The organism is Streptomyces sp. NPDC059008, assembly GCF_042749045.1.
Lineage (GTDB): Bacteria > Actinomycetota > Actinomycetes > Streptomycetales > Streptomycetaceae > Streptomyces.
This window is the reverse complement of the sequence record NZ_JBHYJC010000017.1, coordinates 137,143-156,462: the sequence shown is the minus strand read 5'-3', so window position 1 is coordinate 156,462 and position 19,320 is coordinate 137,143. Positions and strand designations below refer to the sequence as shown.

16 protein-coding genes and 1 riboswitch are annotated in these 19,320 nt (G+C 71.5%); of the genes, 13 read left to right on the top strand and 3 right to left on the bottom strand.

Annotated features, from left to right (window positions below; all coding sequences use genetic code 11):
* Nucleotides 1-613 precede the first annotated feature (613 nt).
* Both ACFWZH_RS21625 and ACFWZH_RS21620 read left to right on the top strand, forming a co-directional pair.
* The gene (locus tag ACFWZH_RS21625; protein WP_384433417.1) at nt 614-1,954 is read left to right on the top strand and encodes a tetratricopeptide repeat protein; all 1,341 of its coding nucleotides are present in this window, start codon (nt 614-616) and stop codon (nt 1,952-1,954) included.
* A 104-nt stretch (nt 1,955-2,058) separates the two neighbouring features.
* Nucleotides 2,059-2,283 carry a DUF397 domain-containing protein gene (locus ACFWZH_RS21620; RefSeq protein ID WP_384433414.1) on the top strand — a complete coding sequence of 75 codons (225 nt, stop codon included), beginning with the start codon at nt 2,059-2,061 and terminating at the stop codon, nt 2,281-2,283.
* A 44-nt stretch (nt 2,284-2,327) separates the two neighbouring features.
* Here the strand turns inward: ACFWZH_RS21620 and ACFWZH_RS21615 are convergent, their stop codons facing one another.
* Nucleotides 2,328-3,476: a SagB/ThcOx family dehydrogenase gene (locus ACFWZH_RS21615; protein ID WP_384433411.1), complete on the bottom strand. Its 1,149-nt coding sequence runs from the start codon at nt 3,474-3,476 to the stop codon at nt 2,328-2,330.
* 569 nt (nt 3,477-4,045) lie between these two features.
* On the opposite strand from ACFWZH_RS21615, the gene ACFWZH_RS21610 reads away from it, so the two are divergent.
* The 3 genes from ACFWZH_RS21610 to ACFWZH_RS21600 all read left to right on the top strand — a co-directional run bounded on the left by ACFWZH_RS21610 (nt 4,046) and on the right by ACFWZH_RS21600 (nt 8,101).
* Nucleotides 4,046-4,684, top strand: a complete 639-nt coding sequence (locus tag ACFWZH_RS21610) for a SurA N-terminal domain-containing protein (RefSeq protein ID WP_384433408.1) — start codon at nt 4,046-4,048, stop codon at nt 4,682-4,684.
* Between the two features lie 107 nt (nt 4,685-4,791).
* The gene (locus tag ACFWZH_RS21605; RefSeq protein WP_384433406.1) at nt 4,792-5,805 is read left to right on the top strand and encodes a nucleoside triphosphate pyrophosphohydrolase; all 1,014 of its coding nucleotides are present in this window, start codon (nt 4,792-4,794) and stop codon (nt 5,803-5,805) included.
* 34 nt (nt 5,806-5,839) lie between these two features.
* A complete protein-coding gene (locus ACFWZH_RS21600; protein WP_384433403.1) occupies nt 5,840-8,101 on the top strand; it encodes a tetratricopeptide repeat protein in 2,262 nt (753 codons plus the stop codon).
* On the opposite strand, the gene ACFWZH_RS21595 is transcribed toward ACFWZH_RS21600, so the two are convergent.
* Nucleotides 8,091-9,353: an MFS transporter gene (locus tag ACFWZH_RS21595; protein ID WP_384433400.1), complete on the bottom strand. Its 1,263-nt coding sequence runs from the start codon at nt 9,351-9,353 to the stop codon at nt 8,091-8,093. The genes ACFWZH_RS21600 and ACFWZH_RS21595 overlap by 11 nt on opposite strands.
* A gap of 144 nt (nt 9,354-9,497) precedes the next feature.
* Here ACFWZH_RS21595 and ACFWZH_RS21590 point away from each other — a divergent pair, with 144 nt between their 5' ends.
* The 8 genes from ACFWZH_RS21590 to ACFWZH_RS21555 all read left to right on the top strand — a co-directional run bounded on the left by ACFWZH_RS21590 (nt 9,498) and on the right by ACFWZH_RS21555 (nt 18,052).
* Nucleotides 9,498-10,373 (top strand): LysR family transcriptional regulator, encoded by an 876-nt coding sequence (locus ACFWZH_RS21590; RefSeq protein ID WP_384433397.1) that lies wholly within the window; start codon nt 9,498-9,500, stop codon nt 10,371-10,373.
* A gap of 159 nt (nt 10,374-10,532) precedes the next feature.
* Nucleotides 10,533-11,807, top strand: a complete 1,275-nt coding sequence (locus ACFWZH_RS21585) for a cytochrome P450 (RefSeq protein ID WP_384433461.1) — start codon at nt 10,533-10,535, stop codon at nt 11,805-11,807.
* Nucleotides 11,808-12,027: 220 nt separating this feature from the next.
* Entirely contained in the window at nt 12,028-13,134 is a 1,107-nt protein-coding gene (locus tag ACFWZH_RS21580; protein WP_384433394.1) for a transglycosylase family protein, read from the top strand.
* Between the two features lie 209 nt (nt 13,135-13,343).
* Nucleotides 13,344-13,554: riboswitch (cyclic di-AMP (ydaO/yuaA leader) on the top strand.
* Nucleotides 13,555-13,561: 7 nt separating this feature from the next.
* The gene (locus ACFWZH_RS21575; RefSeq protein WP_384433391.1) at nt 13,562-14,215 is read left to right on the top strand and encodes a transglycosylase family protein; all 654 of its coding nucleotides are present in this window, start codon (nt 13,562-13,564) and stop codon (nt 14,213-14,215) included.
* A gap of 307 nt (nt 14,216-14,522) precedes the next feature.
* Nucleotides 14,523-15,809 (top strand): phosphopyruvate hydratase, encoded by a 1,287-nt coding sequence (gene eno, locus ACFWZH_RS21570; RefSeq protein WP_384433388.1) that lies wholly within the window; start codon nt 14,523-14,525, stop codon nt 15,807-15,809.
* Nucleotides 15,810-15,950: 141 nt separating this feature from the next.
* Nucleotides 15,951-16,403 carry a septum formation initiator family protein gene (locus tag ACFWZH_RS21565; protein WP_384433385.1) on the top strand — a complete coding sequence of 151 codons (453 nt, stop codon included), beginning with the start codon at nt 15,951-15,953 and terminating at the stop codon, nt 16,401-16,403.
* Nucleotides 16,404-16,520: 117 nt separating this feature from the next.
* Nucleotides 16,521-17,063, top strand: coding sequence for a DUF501 domain-containing protein (locus ACFWZH_RS21560; RefSeq protein WP_384433382.1), 543 nt, complete (start codon nt 16,521-16,523; stop codon nt 17,061-17,063).
* On the top strand, nt 17,060-18,052 hold the full coding sequence (locus ACFWZH_RS21555; protein WP_384433379.1) for an exopolyphosphatase: 993 nt from the start codon (nt 17,060-17,062) through the stop codon (nt 18,050-18,052). Before ACFWZH_RS21560 ends, ACFWZH_RS21555 begins: the two co-directional genes overlap by 4 nt.
* Nucleotides 18,053-18,470: 418 nt before the next feature.
* Here ACFWZH_RS21555 and ACFWZH_RS21550 read toward each other — a convergent pair whose 3' ends face one another.
* Entirely contained in the window at nt 18,471-19,271 is an 801-nt protein-coding gene (locus ACFWZH_RS21550) for an aminoglycoside phosphotransferase (RefSeq protein WP_384433458.1), read from the bottom strand.
* Nucleotides 19,272-19,320: the final 49 nt, after the last annotated feature.

The following is a 19,320-nucleotide window of genomic DNA, read 5'->3' as shown; positions in this document are numbered from 1 at the left end:
ATCGGCCAGGGCCCCGCACACATCGCACCCCGCAACCGGTAAGGGATCCGACGCCGGTTCCCCCAGGTGAACGGGGCGGCAGATACGGGGCATCAGCCCATCACATCCACACCGTGAATCCAGCGTGGGTCCGCACCGAACCCGTGCACGGCCAGCAATGGTGCCCGCCGACGCTCACGCTGCTCGCGGCACCTCCGTCGCTCCTGCCTCTCCTCGGGGGTGAGGGCGTACGGACGGATCAAGGCCGAGTCCTCGCCACGTAACAGCGCCGAATGCCGGGCGGGCACGTGGGCAAGCGCTGGCCTCGGCTCGTCGGCGCACATCGTGGTGGGCACCGCGCCGGCCGACCGGTGACAGCCGCGTGCGGGAAACAGCAGCCGCAGCAGCGGGATGAGGAACCTCGCTGTAGCGTTGGTCATGTTGTCAACTCCCTTGTAGTTGACGGCCACGCCCCCGGACGCATGCAGCGCGTCGCGGGGGTCCTCTCGTCGTCTCGCGAGGAGGGCCTGTCCTCGCTCTAGGCAACCCCTCCGCTACGGCCGGCGGTACCGTTGCACTGGCAGCGGCTTTTAAGAGCTTTAAGTGCTCGTACGCACCGGGGAGTTGAGGGCTAGTGGGCACTCGGGAACCGAACCGGCACCTTGAGCGGCTTTACCGGCAGACCGGCTGGACGCTCCGACAGTTCGTCCAGGCCGTCAATCGTGTCGGGACCGAGCGAGGAACCCCGCTCAAGTACCGCGAGCCGTCGGCCCATCAGTGGCGCCAAGGGCACCTGCCGAAGGAAACAGCCAGACCGCTGATCTTGGAAGCCTTGGCACGGAAGCTGGGACGTCCGATCACCCATGCCGAGGCCGGCTTCCCGGCACCCGCCAGTGGTTCGGTTGCCGCTCCGAGTACGGTCGAAGGGCTGATCGATCTCGGCAGCGGGGATATGGATCCCTCACGCCGCGGCGTCCTCGGGATAAGTCTCTTTTCCGTTGCGCTGGCCGTACCCAATTGGCCAGACGTGGTCGGCCGGATGGAAGCTGCTCAGTCCGGCCGGACTCGACGCATTGGCATGCCGGAGGTCAACATGGCCATTGCCATGACTGAACGGGTGTCGGAGCTCGATGACCAATTCGGGGGGCGTCACGCTCGCCCGATGGCCGCGGCCTTTCTGGTGAACACGGTGACTCCCTATCTGCGGGCGGAAGCCTCCGAACCCGTACGCAAGGCGATGATGTCGGCTGCTGCTGATTTGTGCTACCTCGCCGGGTACATGGCGGTGGATGAAGGCGTTCACGGCCTCGCGCAGCAGTATTACCTCAAGGCGTTGGAACTTGCCGGAGCGGCAGAGGATCACTTGACGTACTGCACCACGCTGCGGGGGATGAGCGTTCAGGCTGTTGATCTACGTCATGGCAGGGAGGCAAAGCGGCTCGCTGACGCCGCCGCTGCCGCGTCTCCCGAAGCTGGTCCACGCATGCGGGCGTTCCTTGCCGGACAGCAGGCGCATGCGTCCGCGCAGATCGGCGAGCACAGTAACGCGCTGATGTACTTGCGAGAGGCCGAGGTGGCCATGGAGAAGGCTGAATCCCGCGGGAAAGCATTTGGCTCGTATGATCCGGCAGCCCTGAACTACCACATCAGCCAAGTACGGCACGAACTCGGCGACGTCCCTGGCTCCATCAAAGCCATGGAGGAATCGGACAGAGTCCGCTACAGCGTCTATCGCCGCGCTCGCGTACGTCATCGAGCCACCCTGGCTGAGCGTCAATTGGAAATCGGTCACCTGGAAGCAGCATGCGAAACCTGGAACCTCGCTCTGGACGACTACCCCTTCGTTCAATCCGGCCGGGCAGATCAGCGCATGCAAGCCATGTTCAAGCTGATCCGCCCCCACCTCAAGAATCACGCCGCACGGGAACTTCACGAACGTGCCCGGCTGGTGACTCCAGCCTCGCTCTTGTCGTAGAAGGTCCCCGCACCCGGCAAGAGGGGACGTCGTTGTGGATGGCTACGCGTTGTCGCAGCAGGAGTCACTTGCCCTTGGCAGGGCGGCAGCAGAGGAACACACGCATGGCCAGCACTGAGCACACGATCCCCGATGCCTCTGCACTCATCGGGTGGACCAAGTCCAGCCACAGCGGGGGCAGCAACGGCGACTGTCTTGAAGTGGCTCGCGGCCACGCCGACGTGCCCGTACGCGACAGCAAGCGCCCGACCGGCCCGGCGCTGGTCTTCTCTGCCGGAAGCTGGTCGGCGTTCGTCGCCGCCGTCAAGCGTGGGGAGCTGCCTCTCTGAACTGAGCCGGACCCCTTGGACGGTCTCGCCGGCACCCCCGCCCCTCAGCCGTGCAGCCGTACCTCGCGGAAATCGGTGAGGGCGGCCGGGGACGGGGCTTCCCGGGGATCGGGGTGGGGGTGGCCGGCCGCCACGACGTAAAGGGGAGTGTGGCCGGTGTTGTCGAGGGTGCAGCGCTCGGCGACGGCGGTGTCGTTGAAGGCGCCGGTCTGGGCGGGGCCGAGGCCCAGGGCGGTGGCGGTGAGGGCGAAGGTCTGCCCCAGGTGGCCGGCGTTGAGCAGGCATACGCGGTAGCAGCGGGGAGTGCGGTACTTCACGCTCATACGCTCCAGCCTGGCGGCGAGGACGACCAGGAAGGCGGCTTGACCGGCCCATTCCTGCCCTGCGCACAGATGCACTGCCTCATCGCGGGTGAAGCCCTCGCCGAGCAGTTCCAAGGAGTGCTGGAGGCTGTTGTAGTGGTACCAGCCGGGGGTGACACCGGTGACGTCGAGGGCGCCCACGTAGGCATCGAGCTCCTGGCGGGAGCCGCCGGAGGGGCTGGTGCGGCGGTAGAGCGGACCGTGGCCACTGTCGATGAAGTCGACGGGGCCGAACACCGTGGACAGCAGAGCGGCGAGGGTTTCGACGGGCACCGGGTCGCCGCTGAAGTCGCGGTGTGTGCGTCGGGCGTAGAGGACTGTCTCGTAGGGGGCGCGCAGGTCGGCGGGGCGGCGCGGCAACGGCAGTCGTACGGCGTCCGGGTAGCCGGTGAAGAGGGGCGGCATGTGCGCCGGGGCGGGCAGGTGGTCGGTGTCGTGCGGGGTGAGCTCGTAGGTGCTCTCGCTGTCGGGGTCGGCGTCGAGCCCGTTGGCGAGGAAGTCGTTCTGCGCGGCGTAGTGGAGGAAGGGGGCTTCCGGGGCCCAGGCGGCCCAGCGGCGGGCGATGTCGGCGTCGCGGACCGCATCCGCGCCGTCCTCGGCCAGCAGCGCGCCGGCGTCCGTGAGGGCGGATACGGCGTCCTCGACGGTCTCCGGCGCGAGGTGGTCGAGGGCCTTGGCCGCCTCGCCTGGGGCCGTCCAGTCCTCGAATGCGGAGAGGACCTCGGCTGCCGCCGGGTGCAGGGAGGTGGGCGTGCCGTGGGGGTAGGGGTGGACGACGAACAGCCCCTGGTGCCAGTAGCAGGTCAGGCAGCGGGAACGGCGCAGGCGCACGGAGGCTCCGGGGACGTGGGACGGGTGAGGGCGAGTCGGTCGTGCAGGGCGGACGACGGGGCGCGCGGCAGCGTGCGTACAGGCGGCGGCGACCCGTCGTCCGCGCGGGCCTACTTCGAGGGGGTGATCCGGTAGCCCCAGCCGCGGAACTTGGCGAGGTAGTAGGCGGCCTGACGGTCCTTGCGGACGGCTGCCCGGGCGTTCATCGCGATCTTGCGCATGGGTGGTGTCGGCTCCTCTCGGTGTACGTACGGGCGTGCTGCGGGACTCTGCCCATGGAGGCCGGTCCGCGTGCTGTGCCGCTCGGCAAACCGCTGGATCTGGTGGTGCTGACGCACACCGGCGCAGACTCGACGTCCGGGGCGCGCGGCGGCAGAAAGTGTGCGTGGGGCGGGGGATCCGCGTGCGGCTCGTAGGACCCTGCGGTGCGGCTGCCCCCGTCCGCCCGTCGACGGAGAAACCGACCCCCGTCCAGATCGTTGGCCGAAGCAGTGGCCTGGGCCACGACGACTCCTTAGCATCGATCAATCAAGGTCGAGACTCCGTCGCACGATCTGCCGGGAGGCCATGTGTTCCGCCGTAGGACAGCGCTCTCCGTATCCGCCACCGCCGCCCTGCTGGTGGCGGCCCCGCTGCTCGCCGCCTGTGGGAGCGAGGCGCACCCCGGTGCCGCGGCCATCGTGGACGGGAAGCGGATCACCGTCGCGCAGCTGCAGGCGAAGGTGAAGGACGTACGGGCCGCGCAGGCGAAGTCCCCGCAGGGCGCCCAGCTGATCATGAACACCGGGCGGCTGAGCCTGGCCACCCTCAACGGCATGATCTTCGACGAGGTGCTCGCGCGCAGCGCCGAGGACGCCGGGGTGACGGTCACCCGCGGCGACATCCAGAAGTGGCGGGACAAGGCCGAGAAGCAGGCCGGTGGCGCGGAGCGGCTGAAGGCGATGTGGCTCCAGCAGGGCATCGCGCCGCAGGAGGCCGAGGGCATGGTGCGCAACCAGCTGCTGCTGGACGGTGTCGCCAAGCATCTGGGCGCGGACCGGGGCACGCCGGAGGGGCAGCGGAAGCTGGCCCAGGCGCTGTCCGCGACGTCCCGCTCGCTGGGCATCGACGTCAATCCGCGGTTCGGGAAGTGGGACGACCAGCAGGTCATCCTGGGGGAGACCAAGGAACCGTGGATCACGACGGAGCCGGTGCGGCAGCAGGCCTGAGCACCGTCGCGCGCGGGACCCGCGTCCCGCCGCGCTCCCCGCCGGTGCCGGGCGGGGAGCGCTGACCGGCGCCGGGCGGTGTCGGTGGCGTGCGTTACGTTCGATGCGTGAACGCTGACGCCTCTGCCGCCGACTCCGGCGCCGACGCCCGCCCCGAGGGCACCGGCACCGGACGCCTGGTCCTGCTCACCACCAGCCACCGGGTCGCCCCCGGGCTCCTGTCCTGGCCCGCCTGGCAGGTGCTGCGTACGGCCGAGCGGGTGCTGTGCGCCGATGCCGGTCATCCGCAGCTGCCCTATCTGCGCGAGACCGGCGTCGACGTCGAGATCGCCGCCCCCAGCGCCCGGGAACTGGTGGACTACTGCGTGCCCGAGGGCCGTACGGCCGTGGTCCTGACCTCGGCGGAGGGGGAGAGCGCGCTGACCGACGGCCTGGCCCGGCTGGCCGGCTCGGGCCGGGAGGCCATGCCCGACCTGGAGCTGCTGCCCGGCTCCTACGACCTGCCCGGGGCCCGCCTGCTCGACCTCGTCCAGGTCATGGACCAGATCCGTGCCGAGTGCCCGTGGAGCAGCATCCGCACGCACCAGGACCTCGCCAAGTACGGCCTGGAGGAGGCCTACGAGATGGTCGAGGCCATCGAGGCGGGCGACCGGGTCGAGCTGCGCGAGGAGCTGGGGGACGTGCTCCTCCAGGTCGTCTTCCACGCCCGGATCGCCCAGGACGACCCGGACGAGCCGTTCTCCATCGACGACGTGGCGGGCACGATCGTGGAGAAGCTGATCCACCGCCACCCCCATGTCTTCGGGGAGGAGACGGCGCAGACCCCGGAGGACGTCAAGGCGCACTGGCTGCGGACGAAGGCCGAGGAGAAGCAGCGCGAGTCGGTGACCGAGGGCGTCCCGCTGGGTCAGCCCGGGCTCGCGCTGGCGGCGAAGCTGGCGTCGCGGGTGCGTACGGCGGGCCTCGACGTCGCCCTGCCGACCGGTGCGGGGATCGGCTACGAGCTGCTGGCGATGGCGGTACGGGCCGAGGCGGAGGGGGTGGACCCCGAGGCGGCGCTGCGGGCGGCGGCGCGGGCCTACCGGGACGCCGTAGTGGCGGCCGAGGGCGGTGCGGATTAGTACCGTTGGGGGAGGGCGGGCTTAAGGGGGCGCGGTGGAGCAGGAGTTGCGGGAGCTGGCGGCCGCGGGGGCGACGGAGCTGGCCCGGGTCGCGGGCACGGACGCCTGGGCGGATGTGCGGTCACGGGTCAGGGAGTTGTTCTCCAGGTATGACCTCATATTCCCCGAATTTCGCGGGGAGGACGGGGTGCCCGCCCAGTACGTGGAGCTGGGCCTGCGCAACCTGCTGAAGGTCGACGCCGAGGCCGCCGGGGAACTGCGTGCCCTTGTGGCGGAGTTGCCGGTGGCGCAGGCCGCACCCCCGCACGGCTCCCACCCGGCCTCCGGCGTCCACAACACCCTCTCCGGCGGCACCCAGGGCAGCGTCATCCAGGCGGGCTCGGTCGGCACGATCACCGTGCAGGCGCCCGTGTACCAGCAGGGCACCCTCATCGACCCCGAGAGCTGGCCCGCGGCCGGGGACGTGGACCCCATGGCGCTGGGGGTGCGGCCGACCCGCCGGGAGGCCGGCCTGCCCCCGCTTCCGCCGTACGTCGGCCGGGACCGTGACCGCGAACTGACCGCGGCGGTGGCGCAGGCCCGTGCGCGCGGCGGGCTGGTGCTGGTGCTCGGGGAGCCGTTCGCCGGCAAGTCCCGTACGGCGCTGGCGGCGCTGGCCGACCAGCTCGACGGCTTCCGGGTGTACGCGCCGGCACGCGGTGCGGATCTGCGGGGCCTGCCCGCGCTCCTGCAGGGGCGCCCCGGACGGTACGCGGTATGGCTGGACGACCTGGACGGGCACCTCGGCGACGGCGGGCTGGAGCCGCGGCTGCTGGCGCAGTTGAGCGCCCTGCGGGTGGTCGTGCTCGCCACCATGCGGGACGAGGCGTACGACGAGCACCGCCATGAGCCGCACGGCCGGGTGCTCGACCTCGCGCAGACGGTGGAGCTGGCACGGGAGTGGAGCCCGGCCGAGCGGGCGCTGCTGGCACAGAGCGCCGGGCGCACGGGGGACTTCCGGTTGACCGCCGCGGTGGCTTCGAGCGGCCCGGAAGGCGTCGCGGCGTACCTCGGCCTGGGCCCGCTGCTGTGGGAGGAGTGGTGGCGCGCCCGCCGGGCCGACCGGCACCCGCGCGGCCACGCCCTGGTACGGGCGGCCCTCGACCTGGCCCGCTGCGGACTCGACGGGCCGCTGCCCATGGACCTGCTGTTGAAGGTGCACGAGGGCTACGCGGACGTGACCGGGATGGACCGCGAGTCGGTGGCGGACGCCCGCGCCTGGGCGACCGAGCTGCGGCACGGGCTGCGTCTGCTCGTCCGGGTCACCGGCGACACCTGGCAGGTCGCGCCCTTCCTCGTCGAGACCGCGGCCCGGCACGAGACCTTCCCGGCCGTGGACGGCCAGGTCTGGGGCTCCGCCCTGGAAGCGGCCCGCGAGGACGGGACACGGGACTTCGCGAAGATCGCGGCGGGCGCGCGCGAGGCCTTCCGGCGCGCCGCCGACGGGGGCGACAGCCACGCCCTGCACAACCTCGGCGTCCTCGCGGAGTCCCTCGGCGAGCGGGAGGAGGCCGAGGAGTGGTTCCGGCGTGCGGCGGAGGCCGGACAGGCGCAGTCCGCCGGCCGGCTGGGGCGGATGCTGGCCGAGCGGGGCGAGGGCAGGCTCGCCGAGCCGTATCTGGAGCAGGCCGCCGAGGCCGGGGACGCCGAGGCGGCGACGCTGCTGGGCAAGGTGCTGCGGGAGCGGGCGCAGCGCTGGCTGACGGTGGGCCGGGAGGGCGGCAGCCTGGAGGCCACCCAACTGCTGGCGGAGCAGCTGCTGGGTGCCGGGGACAACGACGGCGCCTTCGACTGCTACTGGGACGCGGTCAACGCCGGGTATGCGCCGGCGGTGGCGGGCTACGCGACCTTGCTGTTCCTGTGGAACTCGCGTGAGTACGCCGAGGTCTGGTTCCGGCGCGCCGCGGACGCGGGCGACAAGCGGGCTGCCGAGGTGCTGTACGACGCCTACGACAGCCCCGCGCCCACGGATACCGACGAGCAGGAGTTCCGGCGGCATGCCGACGAAGGAAGGAAGTTCGCGCCGGGCAATCTGGGCGTGTATCTGGAGTCGCAGGGACGCACGGACGAGGCTCAGCGCTGGTACCAAGAGGCGTACGAGACGGGCGACGCCCACGGCGCCTTCCGTCTCGCCGAGCTCCACAAGAAGGCCGGCGAGCCCGATCAGGCCCGGGCCTGGTACCGCAAGGCCGCCGACCTGGGCCACCTGGGCGCCGAGCAGGCGCTGGCGGAGAAGCCGGACGCGGTCAGCGAGTGACCGGCACGGAGGCCGGTATGTGCTTGCGCTCCACCGGTGCACCGCCCGGCCGCCCACGCCGCAGCAGCAGATCCGCGACCCACACCCCCGCGGCGGCCACGGCCAGCCCCGCCCCCAGGACGCACACCCCGCCCCAGCCGCCGGCGCTCCAGACCACCGAGGTCAGCGCCGAGCCCGCCGCCCCGCCGATGAAGTAGCTGGTCATATAGGCCGAGTTGAGGCGGTTGCGGGCCTCCGGTCGGACCCCGTAGACCAGGTTCTGGTTGCTGACGTGGACCGCCTGGGCGGCCAGGTCCAGTACGACCACCCCGGCGAGCAGCGCCACCAGGGACCAGGTGCCGCCCGTGCCACCGGCCGCCAGCAGGCCCCACGAGCCCAGCAGCAGGAACGCCGCGGTGCCGGCGACGCGGTGCGCCAGGCCGCGGTCCGCCAGCCGCCCCGCCATCGACGCGGACAGCGAACCGGCCGCCCCGACCAGCCCCAGGAGCCCGATCGCCGACTCCTGCCAGCCGTACGCCGGACCGGACAGCAAGAACGCCACCGCGGTCCACAGCACGGAGAAGCCCGCGAAGGTCAGCGCGCCCAGCGCGGCCCGCCACCGGAGCACCGGCTCCTGGGTGAACAGCGCCAGCGTCGAGCGCAGCAGCGCCGGGTAGCGCAGTCCGGCCGTGGTGCGCAGGGTGGGCAGCCGGAGCCGCAGCAGGAGGGCCATCAGCAGCATCAGTGCGGCGTTGACCCAGTAGACGGTGCGCCAGCCGCCCAGCTCGGCGAGCAGCCCGGCGGCCGTACGGGCCAGCAGGATGCCCAGCAGCAGTCCGGTCATGACGGTGCCGACGGTCCGGCCGCGCTCGGCGGGGGCCGCGAGGGTCGCCGCGTAGGGCACGACGACCTGCGCGGCGACCGAGGCCAGGCCGGTCAGGGCGGTACCGGTCAGCAGCAGGGCGGCGTTCGGCGCGCTGGCCGTGACGGTCAGGAACAGGGCCGTGGCCGCGCAGAGCGTCACCGCGAGGCGGCGGCGCTCCAGGAGGTCGCCGAGGGGGACGAGCAGGAGCAGGCCGAGGCCGTAGCCGACCTGGGCGACGGTGACCACCAGCGCGGCGGTGGAGGCGGAGAGGTGCAGATCGTGGCCGATGGTGCCCAGGAGCGGCTGGGCGAAGTAGTTGCCGGCGACGGACAGGCCGGTGGCGACCGACATCAGCAGCAGGGTGCCGCGGCCCAGTCGGCGCTGCTCCGGTCCCTGTTCGGGTTCCATGGATGACCCTCCCCGTGATGCGCCCGCGGCCACGGTGGCGGCGGGCACTTCCCAGCCTGGGGCCCGCGCCATCGATGAGTCCAACACATAGTTTTCATCTCATCCATCGTGGATCGAGATCGATCTCGCCTAGGATCGGTGGGCATGGAGCTGCAGCAGATGAGGTACGTGGTCGCGGTGGCCGAGACCGGCGGATTCACCCGGGCCGCCGAGCGCTGCCACGTGGTGCAGTCCGCGCTCAGCCATCAGATCGCCCGGCTGGAGAAGGAGCTCGGCGCCCGGCTCTTCGACCGCACCAGCCGCAGCGTGCGGCTGACGGCCGCCGGCGAGGCGTTCGTTCCGGTCGCCCGGCAGGCGCTGGAGGCGGCCGAGCGGGCCCGTGCCGAGGTGGCGGCGGCGACCGGCGAGGTACGCGGCCGGCTGGCGGTGGGCGCCATCTCGACCGTCGCGGCCGTCGATCTCGCCCGCGAGCTGGGTGCCTTTCGCAGCCGCTATCCGCGGGTGCGGATCAGTCTGCAGATGGAGATGAGCGATCCGCTCATCGAGAAGGTGCGGGAGGGGACGCTGGACGTCGCCTTCGTCGGGCTGGTGCCCAGTGCGCGCACCGACGGCGTACGGGAGCGGGAGCTGGCGCGCGGTGAGCTGGTGGCGGTGGTGCCGCCGGGGCATGCGCTGGCCGGGCGGGAGTGGACGACGCTGACGCGGCTGGCGCGGGAGACCTTCGTGGACTTCACGGCGGGTTCGGCGGCCCGGCGGCAGCGCGACGAGGCGTTCCGGGCCGCGGGGCTGGCCTCGGAGGTGGCGTTCGAGGTCACCACGGTGGAGTTCCTGGCGAAGCTGGTGCGGGCCGGGCTGGGCATCGGCATGGTCCCGGAGGCCATCGCCGCCGATCTGCCGGGGCTGCACATCGTGCGGGCGCGGCCGGCGCCGGAGCGCACCGAGCGGGTGGTGTGGAGCTGTCTCGGCCCGTCGCCGGCGGCCGTGGCGTTCCTTGCGGGGCTGGGGGTGCAGGCGGGGTAGGGCGGGTGGACGCGTCGTGGTGCGCCCACCGGTTACGGTCGGAAGGTGCACGACGAGCCGGACGCCACTCCTGATACCACCGCCTCCGCCGACGCAGCGGCCGACGCCCGCGCGAGCGCGCCGGCCGGCGCCGGGGCCGAGGCGCCCGCGGGCTGCCCCGTGGCGCCCTCCGCCGCGGCCGCCGGCCCGGCCCCCGAGCTGTTCACCTGGGAGTTCGCCGCGAACCCGTACCCCGCGTACGCCTGGCTGCGCGAGCATGCGCCGGTCTACCGGACCGCGCTGCCCAGCGGTGTCGAGGCCTGGCTGGTGACCCGCTACACCGAGGCGCGCCAGGCGCTCGCCGATGCCCGGCTGTCGAAGAACCCGGTGCACCACAGCGAGTCCGCGCACGGCAAGGGCAAGGTCGGCATCCCGGGCGAGCGCAGCGCCAACCTGATGACGCATCTGCTCAACATCGATCCGCCCGACCACACCCGGCTGCGCCGGCTGGTGTCGAAGGCGTTCACCCCGCGCCGGGTCGCGGCCTTCGCCCCCCGCGTCCAGGAGCTGGCCGACCGCCTCATCGACGGCTTCGCCGGGCGCGGCGAGGCCGACCTGATCCATGAGTTCGCCTTTCCGCTGCCCATCTACGCGATCTGCGACCTGCTGGGGGTGCCGCGCGAGGACCAGGACGACTTCCGCGACTGGGCGGGCATGATGATCCGCCACGGCGGGGGGCCGCGCGGTGGGGTCGCCCGTTCCGTGAAGAAGATGCGCGGCTATCTCGCCGAGCTGATCCACCGCAAGCGCGCGTCCCTGGGGGAGACGGCGGAGGCCGACGAGGACCTGATATCCGGTCTGATCCGCGCCTCCGACCACGGTGAGCACCTCACCGAGAACGAGGCCGCCGCGATGGCGTTCATCCTGCTCTTCGCCGGTTTCGAGACCACCGTCAACCTCATCGGCAACGGCACCTACGCGCTGCTGCGCCACCCCGCCCAGCGCGAACTGCTGCAGAAGTCGATGGCGGCGGGCGACACCGAGCTGCTGGCCACCGGCATCGAGGAGCTGCTCCGCTACGACGGTCCCGTGGAGCTGGCGACCTGGCGGTTCGCGACGCGGGAGCTGACCCTCGGCGGGCAGCGGATCGCCGAGGGCGACCCCGTACTGGTGGTGCTGGCGGCCGCGGACCGTGATCCGTCACGCTTTGTCGAACCGGACGTTCTCGATCTGACCCGACGTGACAATCAGCATCTGGGATACGGACACGGGATCCACTACTGCCTGGGCGCACCGCTCGCCCGGCTCGAAGGACAGACCGCGCTCGCCACGCTGCTGACCCGGCTCCCGGACATCCGGTTTGCCACGGATCCTGATGATCTGCGCTGGCGGGGCGGGCTCATCATGCGCGGACTGCGGTCCCTCCCGGTGGAGTTCACGCCCGAGCGGCCCTGACCGGGGACACCGTCAAAGGTGACAGATCGTCAGTCGCGTGACCTTAACGTGATCTGCACTACACCGGCTTGTGACTACCCGTGACCCCGGCTACCTTTCGACCCGACGGTCGACAGGATTCACGATTCGTTCACACGGGCGCCCGCATCAGCGGACGTCCGAAGGGGTGGGGAATCGAACGGTCGTCGAACAACTCAACCGCCGCGCGAAAGGCATCCGCATGCGTTCCGGGAACGGCCGACACCGTCGCCCCCGTCAAGCACCGGCCATCTTTGTCACGGCGGGAGTGACCGGCGCGGGCCTCGCACTGCCGCTGCTCTCCGCCAGTGGGGCACATGCCGCCGACACCGCGACCTGGGACCGGGTCGCCCAATGTGAGAGCGGCGGGGTGTGGAGCGCCGCCTCGGGCAACGGCTTCTACGGCGGGCTGCAGCTGACCCAGGAGATGTGGGACGACTACGGCGGCGGGGCCTACGCCTCGCGCCCCGATCTCGCCAGCCGCGCCCAGCAGATAGCCGTGGCCGAATCGATCCTCGACGACCGCGGCCCGGACGCCTGGCCGAGCTGCGCCGTCAACGCCGGTCTCACCAAGGACGGCCGCGCGCCGGAGGTCGACCCGGGCGGCACGAGCACGCCGCTGCCCGACCCGTCCGACGACGACAGCGACCCGGCCCCGTGGGACCGGTCCCCCTCGACCGGCTCGTCCGATACGCCCGACGGCCCGGACGACTCCGGGGCCCACGACGGCGACCGCGAGAATGACGCCGAGAAGAAGTCCCATGACGGATCCCCTGACGGATCCCGCGACGGATCCCAGGGCGGTTCCCGCGACGGCTCGTCCGACGACGCGCGCGGCGATGCGGGCGACGAGCCGTCCCAGGAGACACCGGCGCCGTCCGAGTCCGACGGCCGCGACACCTCCGAGACCCCGGAGCCGTCCGACTCCACCACGCCCGGCGACCAGGGCGACGACGCCTCCCCCACCGACCCCTCCGGCGACGCCGACCGCCCGGACCCGAGCGGTACGCCCGGGCAGACGCCCGGCAAGGGCAAGCACCGCGGCGACGCGGACCCGGACGAGGGCGACGGCGGCGACCGGTCGCCCGGCGGCCGGCACGCCTCGCGCGGCGACGGCGGGCGCGGCACGGGCCCGGCGGGCGGCGACTACACCGTGCGCCCGGGTGACAGCCTGTCAGCCATCGCCGCGGCCCATCGGCTGCCGGGCGGCTGGCCCGCCCTCTACGAGCGCAACGAGGGCGTCATCGGGACCGACGAGAACCTGATCCAGCCGGGTCAGCGGCTCGATCTCGGGCACAAGGAAGGCTAGTTCGCCGCCTTCGTCCCCTTTGGGAAAGTGAGACAAGGCTCTCGTTGGGCGGCGGGCGGACAGATCCGCCCGCCGCCGTCATACCGGGCCCCACCTGCAGATATGTGACCAACCCGTGATCAAAAACGGTCAACTTGGTTCAGAAGGTGGGGTTTGAACACCAAGGGGATTACTGCTTACGGTCAGGACCGCTCGCCAAAGCGAGCCCCTTCGATCACACGCCGAATCCTGCCGGTGGTCGGAGGCAGTTGACGCGCAAGCGCCGAAGGCAGGAGCGGGGGAACCAAGGTAGGCGCCGGCCCGGCCCGTGAAAGCGGGTCAGCCGGCTTGGGGTGAAGCCAGGTGCGCCACGCGCGCCCGGCCGGGCGACTCACAGCCCGAACCCGACAGCTCACCTCGTAGGCGTCGGTGAGGAAACGAACGAACCATGCTGATCAACAAGGGCAAGCACCGTCGTCCCTCCAAGGCCGTCCGCGTCGCCACCCTCGCCGGTGTCGCCGGTGCCGCCGTCGCCGTCCCGCTGATGGGCGCCACGTCCGCCTCCGCCGCCTCGGTCGCCACCTGGGACAAGGTCGCCCAGTGCGAGTCCGGTGGCAACTGGTCGATCAACACCGGTAACGGCTACTACGGTGGCCTGCAGTTCTCCAACTCCAGCTGGGCCGCCGCCGGTGGCACCCAGTACGCGCCGCGCGCCGACCTGGCCACCAAGGCCCAGCAGATCGCCGCCGCCGAGAAGCTCCTCGCCATCCAGGGCCCGGGCGCCTGGTCCTGCGCCGGTGCCGGCGGTCTGACCTCCGGTGGCCCGGCCCCCGAGCTCGACACCTCCGCCAAGTCCGCCCCCAAGCAGGACGAGGCCAAGCCCGAGGTGAAGAAGGCCCCGGCCGCCCCCAAGGCCGAGAAGGCCCAGCCGGCCCCGAAGAAGTCCGAGCGCGGCGGCGACTACACCGTCAAGGCGGGCGACACCCTCGCCAAGATCGCCAAGGCCCACGGCACCAACTGGAAGTCGCTCTACGCGGCCAACAAGTCGGTCATCGGCGGCAACCCGAACCTGATCTTCCCGGGTCAGCAGCTCAGCATCTGAGCCGTCCCCTCACCGGGACCCGTATGACCCCGGCGGCGGTCCCCGCCGCTCCGTGAGACTGCCCCGCCCGGCGCACACGCCCCCCCAGTGCGCCGTGGCGGGGCTTCTCCGTTCACCGGGGCGCGCAGCACCGGTGACCAGCGCCGTCGAGCATTTTTCCCCGCTCAGCGAACAATGTGCCGAAACCTCCCGTGAACTGCGCCTTTGAGTATCTTTTCGTCCCACGGAGCGGGCCGAGGGCAAGCGGACGCGCCAGGGGCCGTTAGGCTCATGCTGCAGAACTCCAGACACCCATGAAGGAGACAACGTGCCGTCCATCGACGTCGTCGTAGCCCGCGAAATTCTCGACTCGCGAGGTAATCCCACGGTCGAGGTCGAGGTCGGCCTCGACGACGGCAGCACGGGCCGTGCCGCCGTGCCGTCCGGCGCCTCGACCGGCGCCTTCGAGGCCATCGAGCTCCGCGACGGCGACCCGAACCGTTACCTCGGCAAGGGCGTCGAGAAGGCCGTCCTGGCCGTCATCGAGCAGATCGGCCCGGAGCTCGTCGGCTACGACGCGACCGAGCAGCGGCTGATCGACCAGGCGATGTTCGACCTGGACGCCACCGACAACAAGGGCTCGCTCGGCGCCAACGCCATCCTCGGCGTTTCCCTGGCCGTCGCGCACGCCGCCTCCGAGGCCAGCGACCTGCCGCTGTTCCGCTACCTCGGCGGCCCGAACGCGCATGTGCTGCCCGTGCCGATGATGAACATCCTCAACGGCGGTTCGCACGCCGACTCCAACGTGGACATCCAGGAGTTCATGATCGCGCCGATCGGCGCGGAGTCCTTCTCCGAGGCGCTGCGCTGGGGCGCGGAGGTCTACCACACCCTCAAGAAGGTCCTCAAGGAGCGCGGTCTGTCCACCGGCCTCGGCGACGAGGGCGGCTTCGCCCCGAACCTGGGCTCCAACCGCGAGGCCCTCGACCTCATCCTTGAGGCCATCAAGCAGGCCGGTTACACCCCCGGCCAGGACATCGCGCTCGCGCTGGACGTCGCCGCCTCCGAGTTCTACAAGGACGGCTCGTACCAGTTCGAGGGCCAGACCCGCTCGGCCGCCGAGATGACCGAGTACTACGCGGAGCTGGTGGCGGCCTACCCGCTGGTCTCCATCGAGGACCCGCTGTTCGAGGACGACTGGGCCGGCTGGAAGGTCATCACCGACAAGCTCGGCGCCAAGGTCCAGCTGGTCGGCGACGACCTCTTCGTCACCAACCCCGAGCGCCTCGCCCGCGGCATCGAGGAGGGCTCCGCCAACGCGCTGCTGGTGAAGGTCAACCAGATCGGCTCGCTGACCGAGACCCTGGACGCCGTCGAGCTGGCCCAGCGCAACGGCTTCAAGTGCATGATGTCGCACCGCTCCGGTGAGACCGAGGACGTCACCATCGCCGACCTGGCCGTCGCCACCAACTGCGGCCAGATCAAGACCGGTGCCCCGGCCCGCTCCGAGCGCGTCGCCAAGTACAACCAGCTGCTGCGCATCGAGGAGATCCTCGACGACGCCGCGGTCTACGCCGGCCGCTCCGCCTTCCCGCGGTTTCGCTCCGGGAACTGATGAGGCACAGCGCCCTGCGTAACGGCTGATCGGCTGACGTCACGGCCGAACGCCTCGTACGTCCCCGGCGACGGTCCCGTACCGTTGCCGGGGACGTACCCGCTTTTGCAGTCCGGCGTCAGTCAGTGAAGGGGAGACGACGTGCCCGCGGACCGGTTCTCGACCGCGACCCGACTCAAGGCGCTCGGCGAGCAGGCCGCCGCCCGCGTCTACCGAGCCCGCCCGCCCCGACGCAACCGCCTCACCGGCCGCGCCGCCCTGCTGGCGCTGGTGATGTGCTCCCTGGTGGTCGCCCTCGCGTACCCGATAAGGCAGTACATCTCCCAGCGCTCCGACATCGCCGAACAGCGCCGCAAGGCCCAGGACGCCGGTGCCGAACTGGACCGGCTGCGCGAGCAGCGGGCCCGGTGGCAGGACCCGGAGTACGTACGCCAGCAGGCCCGCCGGCAGCTGCACTACGTCATGCCGGGGGAGACCGGCTACCTCGTCCAGGACGGCTCCGGTTCCGCCGCCGCCCCGAAGGGACCGCAGGCGGCGCGGCGCCCCTGGTACGAGAATCTGTGGAGCGCCGTCGACGCGGCCGACAAGCGGTAGCGCCGAGCCCCGTACGCCGGTGCGCCTCGGGCCGTACCGCCGGCGCGGGGCAGCCCGTACTGTCGACACCAGGCGGTCCGCACCGCCGCCCGACCACCCACCTCACCGAAAGCGCACATGGAAACCCCTCCGCCCCAGACCGAGCCCACCGAGCCCACCGCCGCGGACATCGCGGCCTTCAAGGAGCAGCTCGGCCGCCCGCCCCGCGGGCTGCGCGCCATCGCGCACCGCTGCCCGTGCGGCCAGCCGGACGTCGTCGAGACGGCGCCGCGCCTGGAGGACGGCACGCCCTTCCCCACGCTCTACTACCTCACCTGCCCGCGCGCGGCCTCCGCGATCGGCACGCTGGAGGCCAACGGCGTGATGAAGGAGATGTCCGAGCGGCTGGCGACCGACCCGGAGCTGGCCGCCGCCTACCGCGCGGCCCACGAGGACTACATCCGGCGGCGGGACGCCATCGAGGTGCTCCAGGGCTTCCCGAGCGCGGGCGGCATGCCCGACCGGGTCAAGTGCCTGCACGTCCTCGTCGGCCACTCGCTGGCGGCCGGGCCCGGCGTCAACCCGCTCGGGGACGAGGCCCTCGCGATGCTGCCGGAGTGGTGGAAGAAGGGGCCGTGCGTGAGCCCCTGCGCCGAGGACGACAAGGGAGGTTCCCAGTGAAGCGGGTCGCCGCCATCGACTGCGGTACGAACTCCATCCGACTGCTCGTCGCGGACGCGGACCCGGCGACGGGCGAACTGAAGGACCTCGACCGCCGGATGCAGATCGTCCGGCTGGGCCAGGGCGTGGACCGTACGGGGCGGCTGTCGCCGGAGGCGCTGGAGCGGACCTTCGCGGCCTGCCGGGAGTACGCCGCGGTGATCGGCAGCCTGGGCGCGCAGCAGGTCCGCTTCGTGGCCACCTCCGCTTCCCGGGACGCGGAGAACCGCGAGGACTTCGTCCGCGGCGTCGTGGACATCCTGGGCGTGGAGCCCGAGGTGATCACCGGTGACCAGGAGGCGGAGTTCTCCTTCAACGGCGCCACCAAGGAGCTGGCGGGCCGCCCGGACCTGGCCAAGCCCTTCCTGGTGGTGGACATCGGCGGCGGCTCGACCGAGTTCGTCCTCGGCGACTCCCAGGACGCCTCGCCGCGCAGTTCCTACCGCGCCGCGTGCTCCGTCGACGTCGGCTGCGTGCGGATGACCGAGCGGCACCTGCTGCACGGGGGAGAGATCAGCGATCCGCCGGCCCCGGGGCAGATCACCGCCATGAAGGCGGACATCGCCGCGGCGCTGGACCGGGCGGAGCGGACCGTCCCGCTGAGCGAGGCCGCCACGCTGGTGGGCCTGGCCGGTTCGGTCACCACCGTCGCCGGTATCGCGCTGGGCCTGGACCACTACGACTCCGAGGCCATCCACCACGCGCGGATCTCGCTGGCGAAGGTCCGCGAGATCACCGAGCAGCTGCTGACCGCCACCCACGCCGAGCGGGCGGCGATCCCCGTCATGCACCCGGGCCGGGTCGATGTGATCGGCGCGGGCGCGCTCGTACTGCTGTCGATCATGGAGCGGACGGGCGCCGAGGAGGTCGTCGTCAGCGAGCACGACATCCTCGACGGCATCGCCTACAAAGTGGCAGAGGACATGGACGACAAGAAAGACAAGGACTGACCTGCGGTAATGCGGCCTGAGTGACCCTCTGGGCGGTTGAGGCAGTGAAACGCTACGGCCCCGGCGTCGCTTCACGGCGGCGGCGGGGCCGTAGGTTTGCCCGGTTCCGTGGCAGTCATGCGAAGGACTGACCGAACGCGGGCGGTGATCAACGTACTACCCGTCCGTAGTCGCTTGGAACTTGAGATTCCGTTGAATGTCCGACTTTCGCAAGATCAGCACAGGAATAGTCGTGGCGACCTTCGTTTCGTAACCTGCGCTCGACAGATGGACATTGTTTCGATGGTGGAAACGGGGTCCGCGCTTGTGAGCCGCAGGGTCGAGCCAGCGAGCGAGGCACGGCAGACCGGCGTAGGTCGGTGCTGCGTCGCCCGCCGCTGCCCGGCGGCGTGGCGGGCGCGGCGCACCGTTCCCCTCGTCAGTGTCGGCGGTAGGTGGCCCATTGGTCCGCGGCTGCGGTAAGCGACTGCTTCCACGCGATGTCGGGAGCGTCCGCAGCGATGCCGGCCCATAGCCGCTGTTGAGCGGTTGCGAAGACATCGAGTGCGCGGGCGGTCGCGGTGGCCCATGCGGGGGTCTTGGCGGCCCACTGTTCGGCGTCTGCGGGGTTGTGGCCGGCGGAGATAAGCCATACGACCCAACAGGCGGCGTCGGCCCATGCCGGGCCGCGGGTGGGCCACGCCCAGTCGACGACGCGGGCGACGTTGCCGACGATCAGTACGTTGCTCGGCGTCCAGTCGGTATGCAGCAGCGTGTCGCCGAGCAGCAGCTCGGCGTCGCCGGGGTGGTCGAGGTAGTCGGCGAGGCGCCGCTCGATATGTTTCAGCTCGACGTCCGCGGGGGCGTGAACGGCGGACAGTTTGATGATCGTCTCGGCGACGAGCCGTAGGTCGTCGGAGCCGGGGCGGTAGTCGGCGGGCCGGCCGTCGAGGTGCTCGAAGCCGAGCAAATTCCATTCGCCATCGTCGACGACCCACAGCAGGCGCGGGGCGAGGGGGGCGACGTGGGGGTTAATGGTGGCCTCGCGCTGCTGTGTCCATACGCGAGGGTGATCGCAGCGCAGTCCCTTGACGAAGGCGTGGCCGGCGCGTGTATCGAGCGTGGCGGCGATTTCGCTGTTTAGGCCCGTTCCGGCGGTCGTAGCTCTGTAGATCGGGCCGGTATGGGCGGCGACGGCGGCGCGGGTGGCGGTCGGTAGGTCGTCCCAATGCATTCTCATGGTCACCACGGCGGGAGTGTAGGGGGGCGGTGATGGGTGACGGCCTCCA

Excerpts from the sequence above, each read along its gene's own strand:
- ACFWZH_RS21620 (WP_384433414.1), top strand. The coding sequence starts at position 2,059 with ATGGCCAGCACTGAGCACACGATCCCCGATGCCTCTGCACTCATCGGG.
- ACFWZH_RS21580 (WP_384433394.1), top strand. The coding sequence starts at position 12,028 with ATGCGTTCCGGGAACGGCCGACACCGTCGCCCCCGTCAAGCACCGGCC.
- ACFWZH_RS21560 (WP_384433382.1), top strand. The coding sequence starts at position 16,521 with ATGGAAACCCCTCCGCCCCAGACCGAGCCCACCGAGCCCACCGCCGCG.
- ACFWZH_RS21550 (WP_384433458.1), bottom strand. The coding sequence starts at position 19,271 with ATGAGAATGCATTGGGACGACCTACCGACCGCCACCCGCGCCGCCGTC.
- ACFWZH_RS21575 (WP_384433391.1), top strand. The coding sequence starts at position 13,562 with ATGCTGATCAACAAGGGCAAGCACCGTCGTCCCTCCAAGGCCGTCCGC.
- ACFWZH_RS21595 (WP_384433400.1), bottom strand. The coding sequence starts at position 9,353 with ATGGAACCCGAACAGGGACCGGAGCAGCGCCGACTGGGCCGCGGCACC.
- ACFWZH_RS21590 (WP_384433397.1), top strand. The coding sequence starts at position 9,498 with ATGGAGCTGCAGCAGATGAGGTACGTGGTCGCGGTGGCCGAGACCGGC.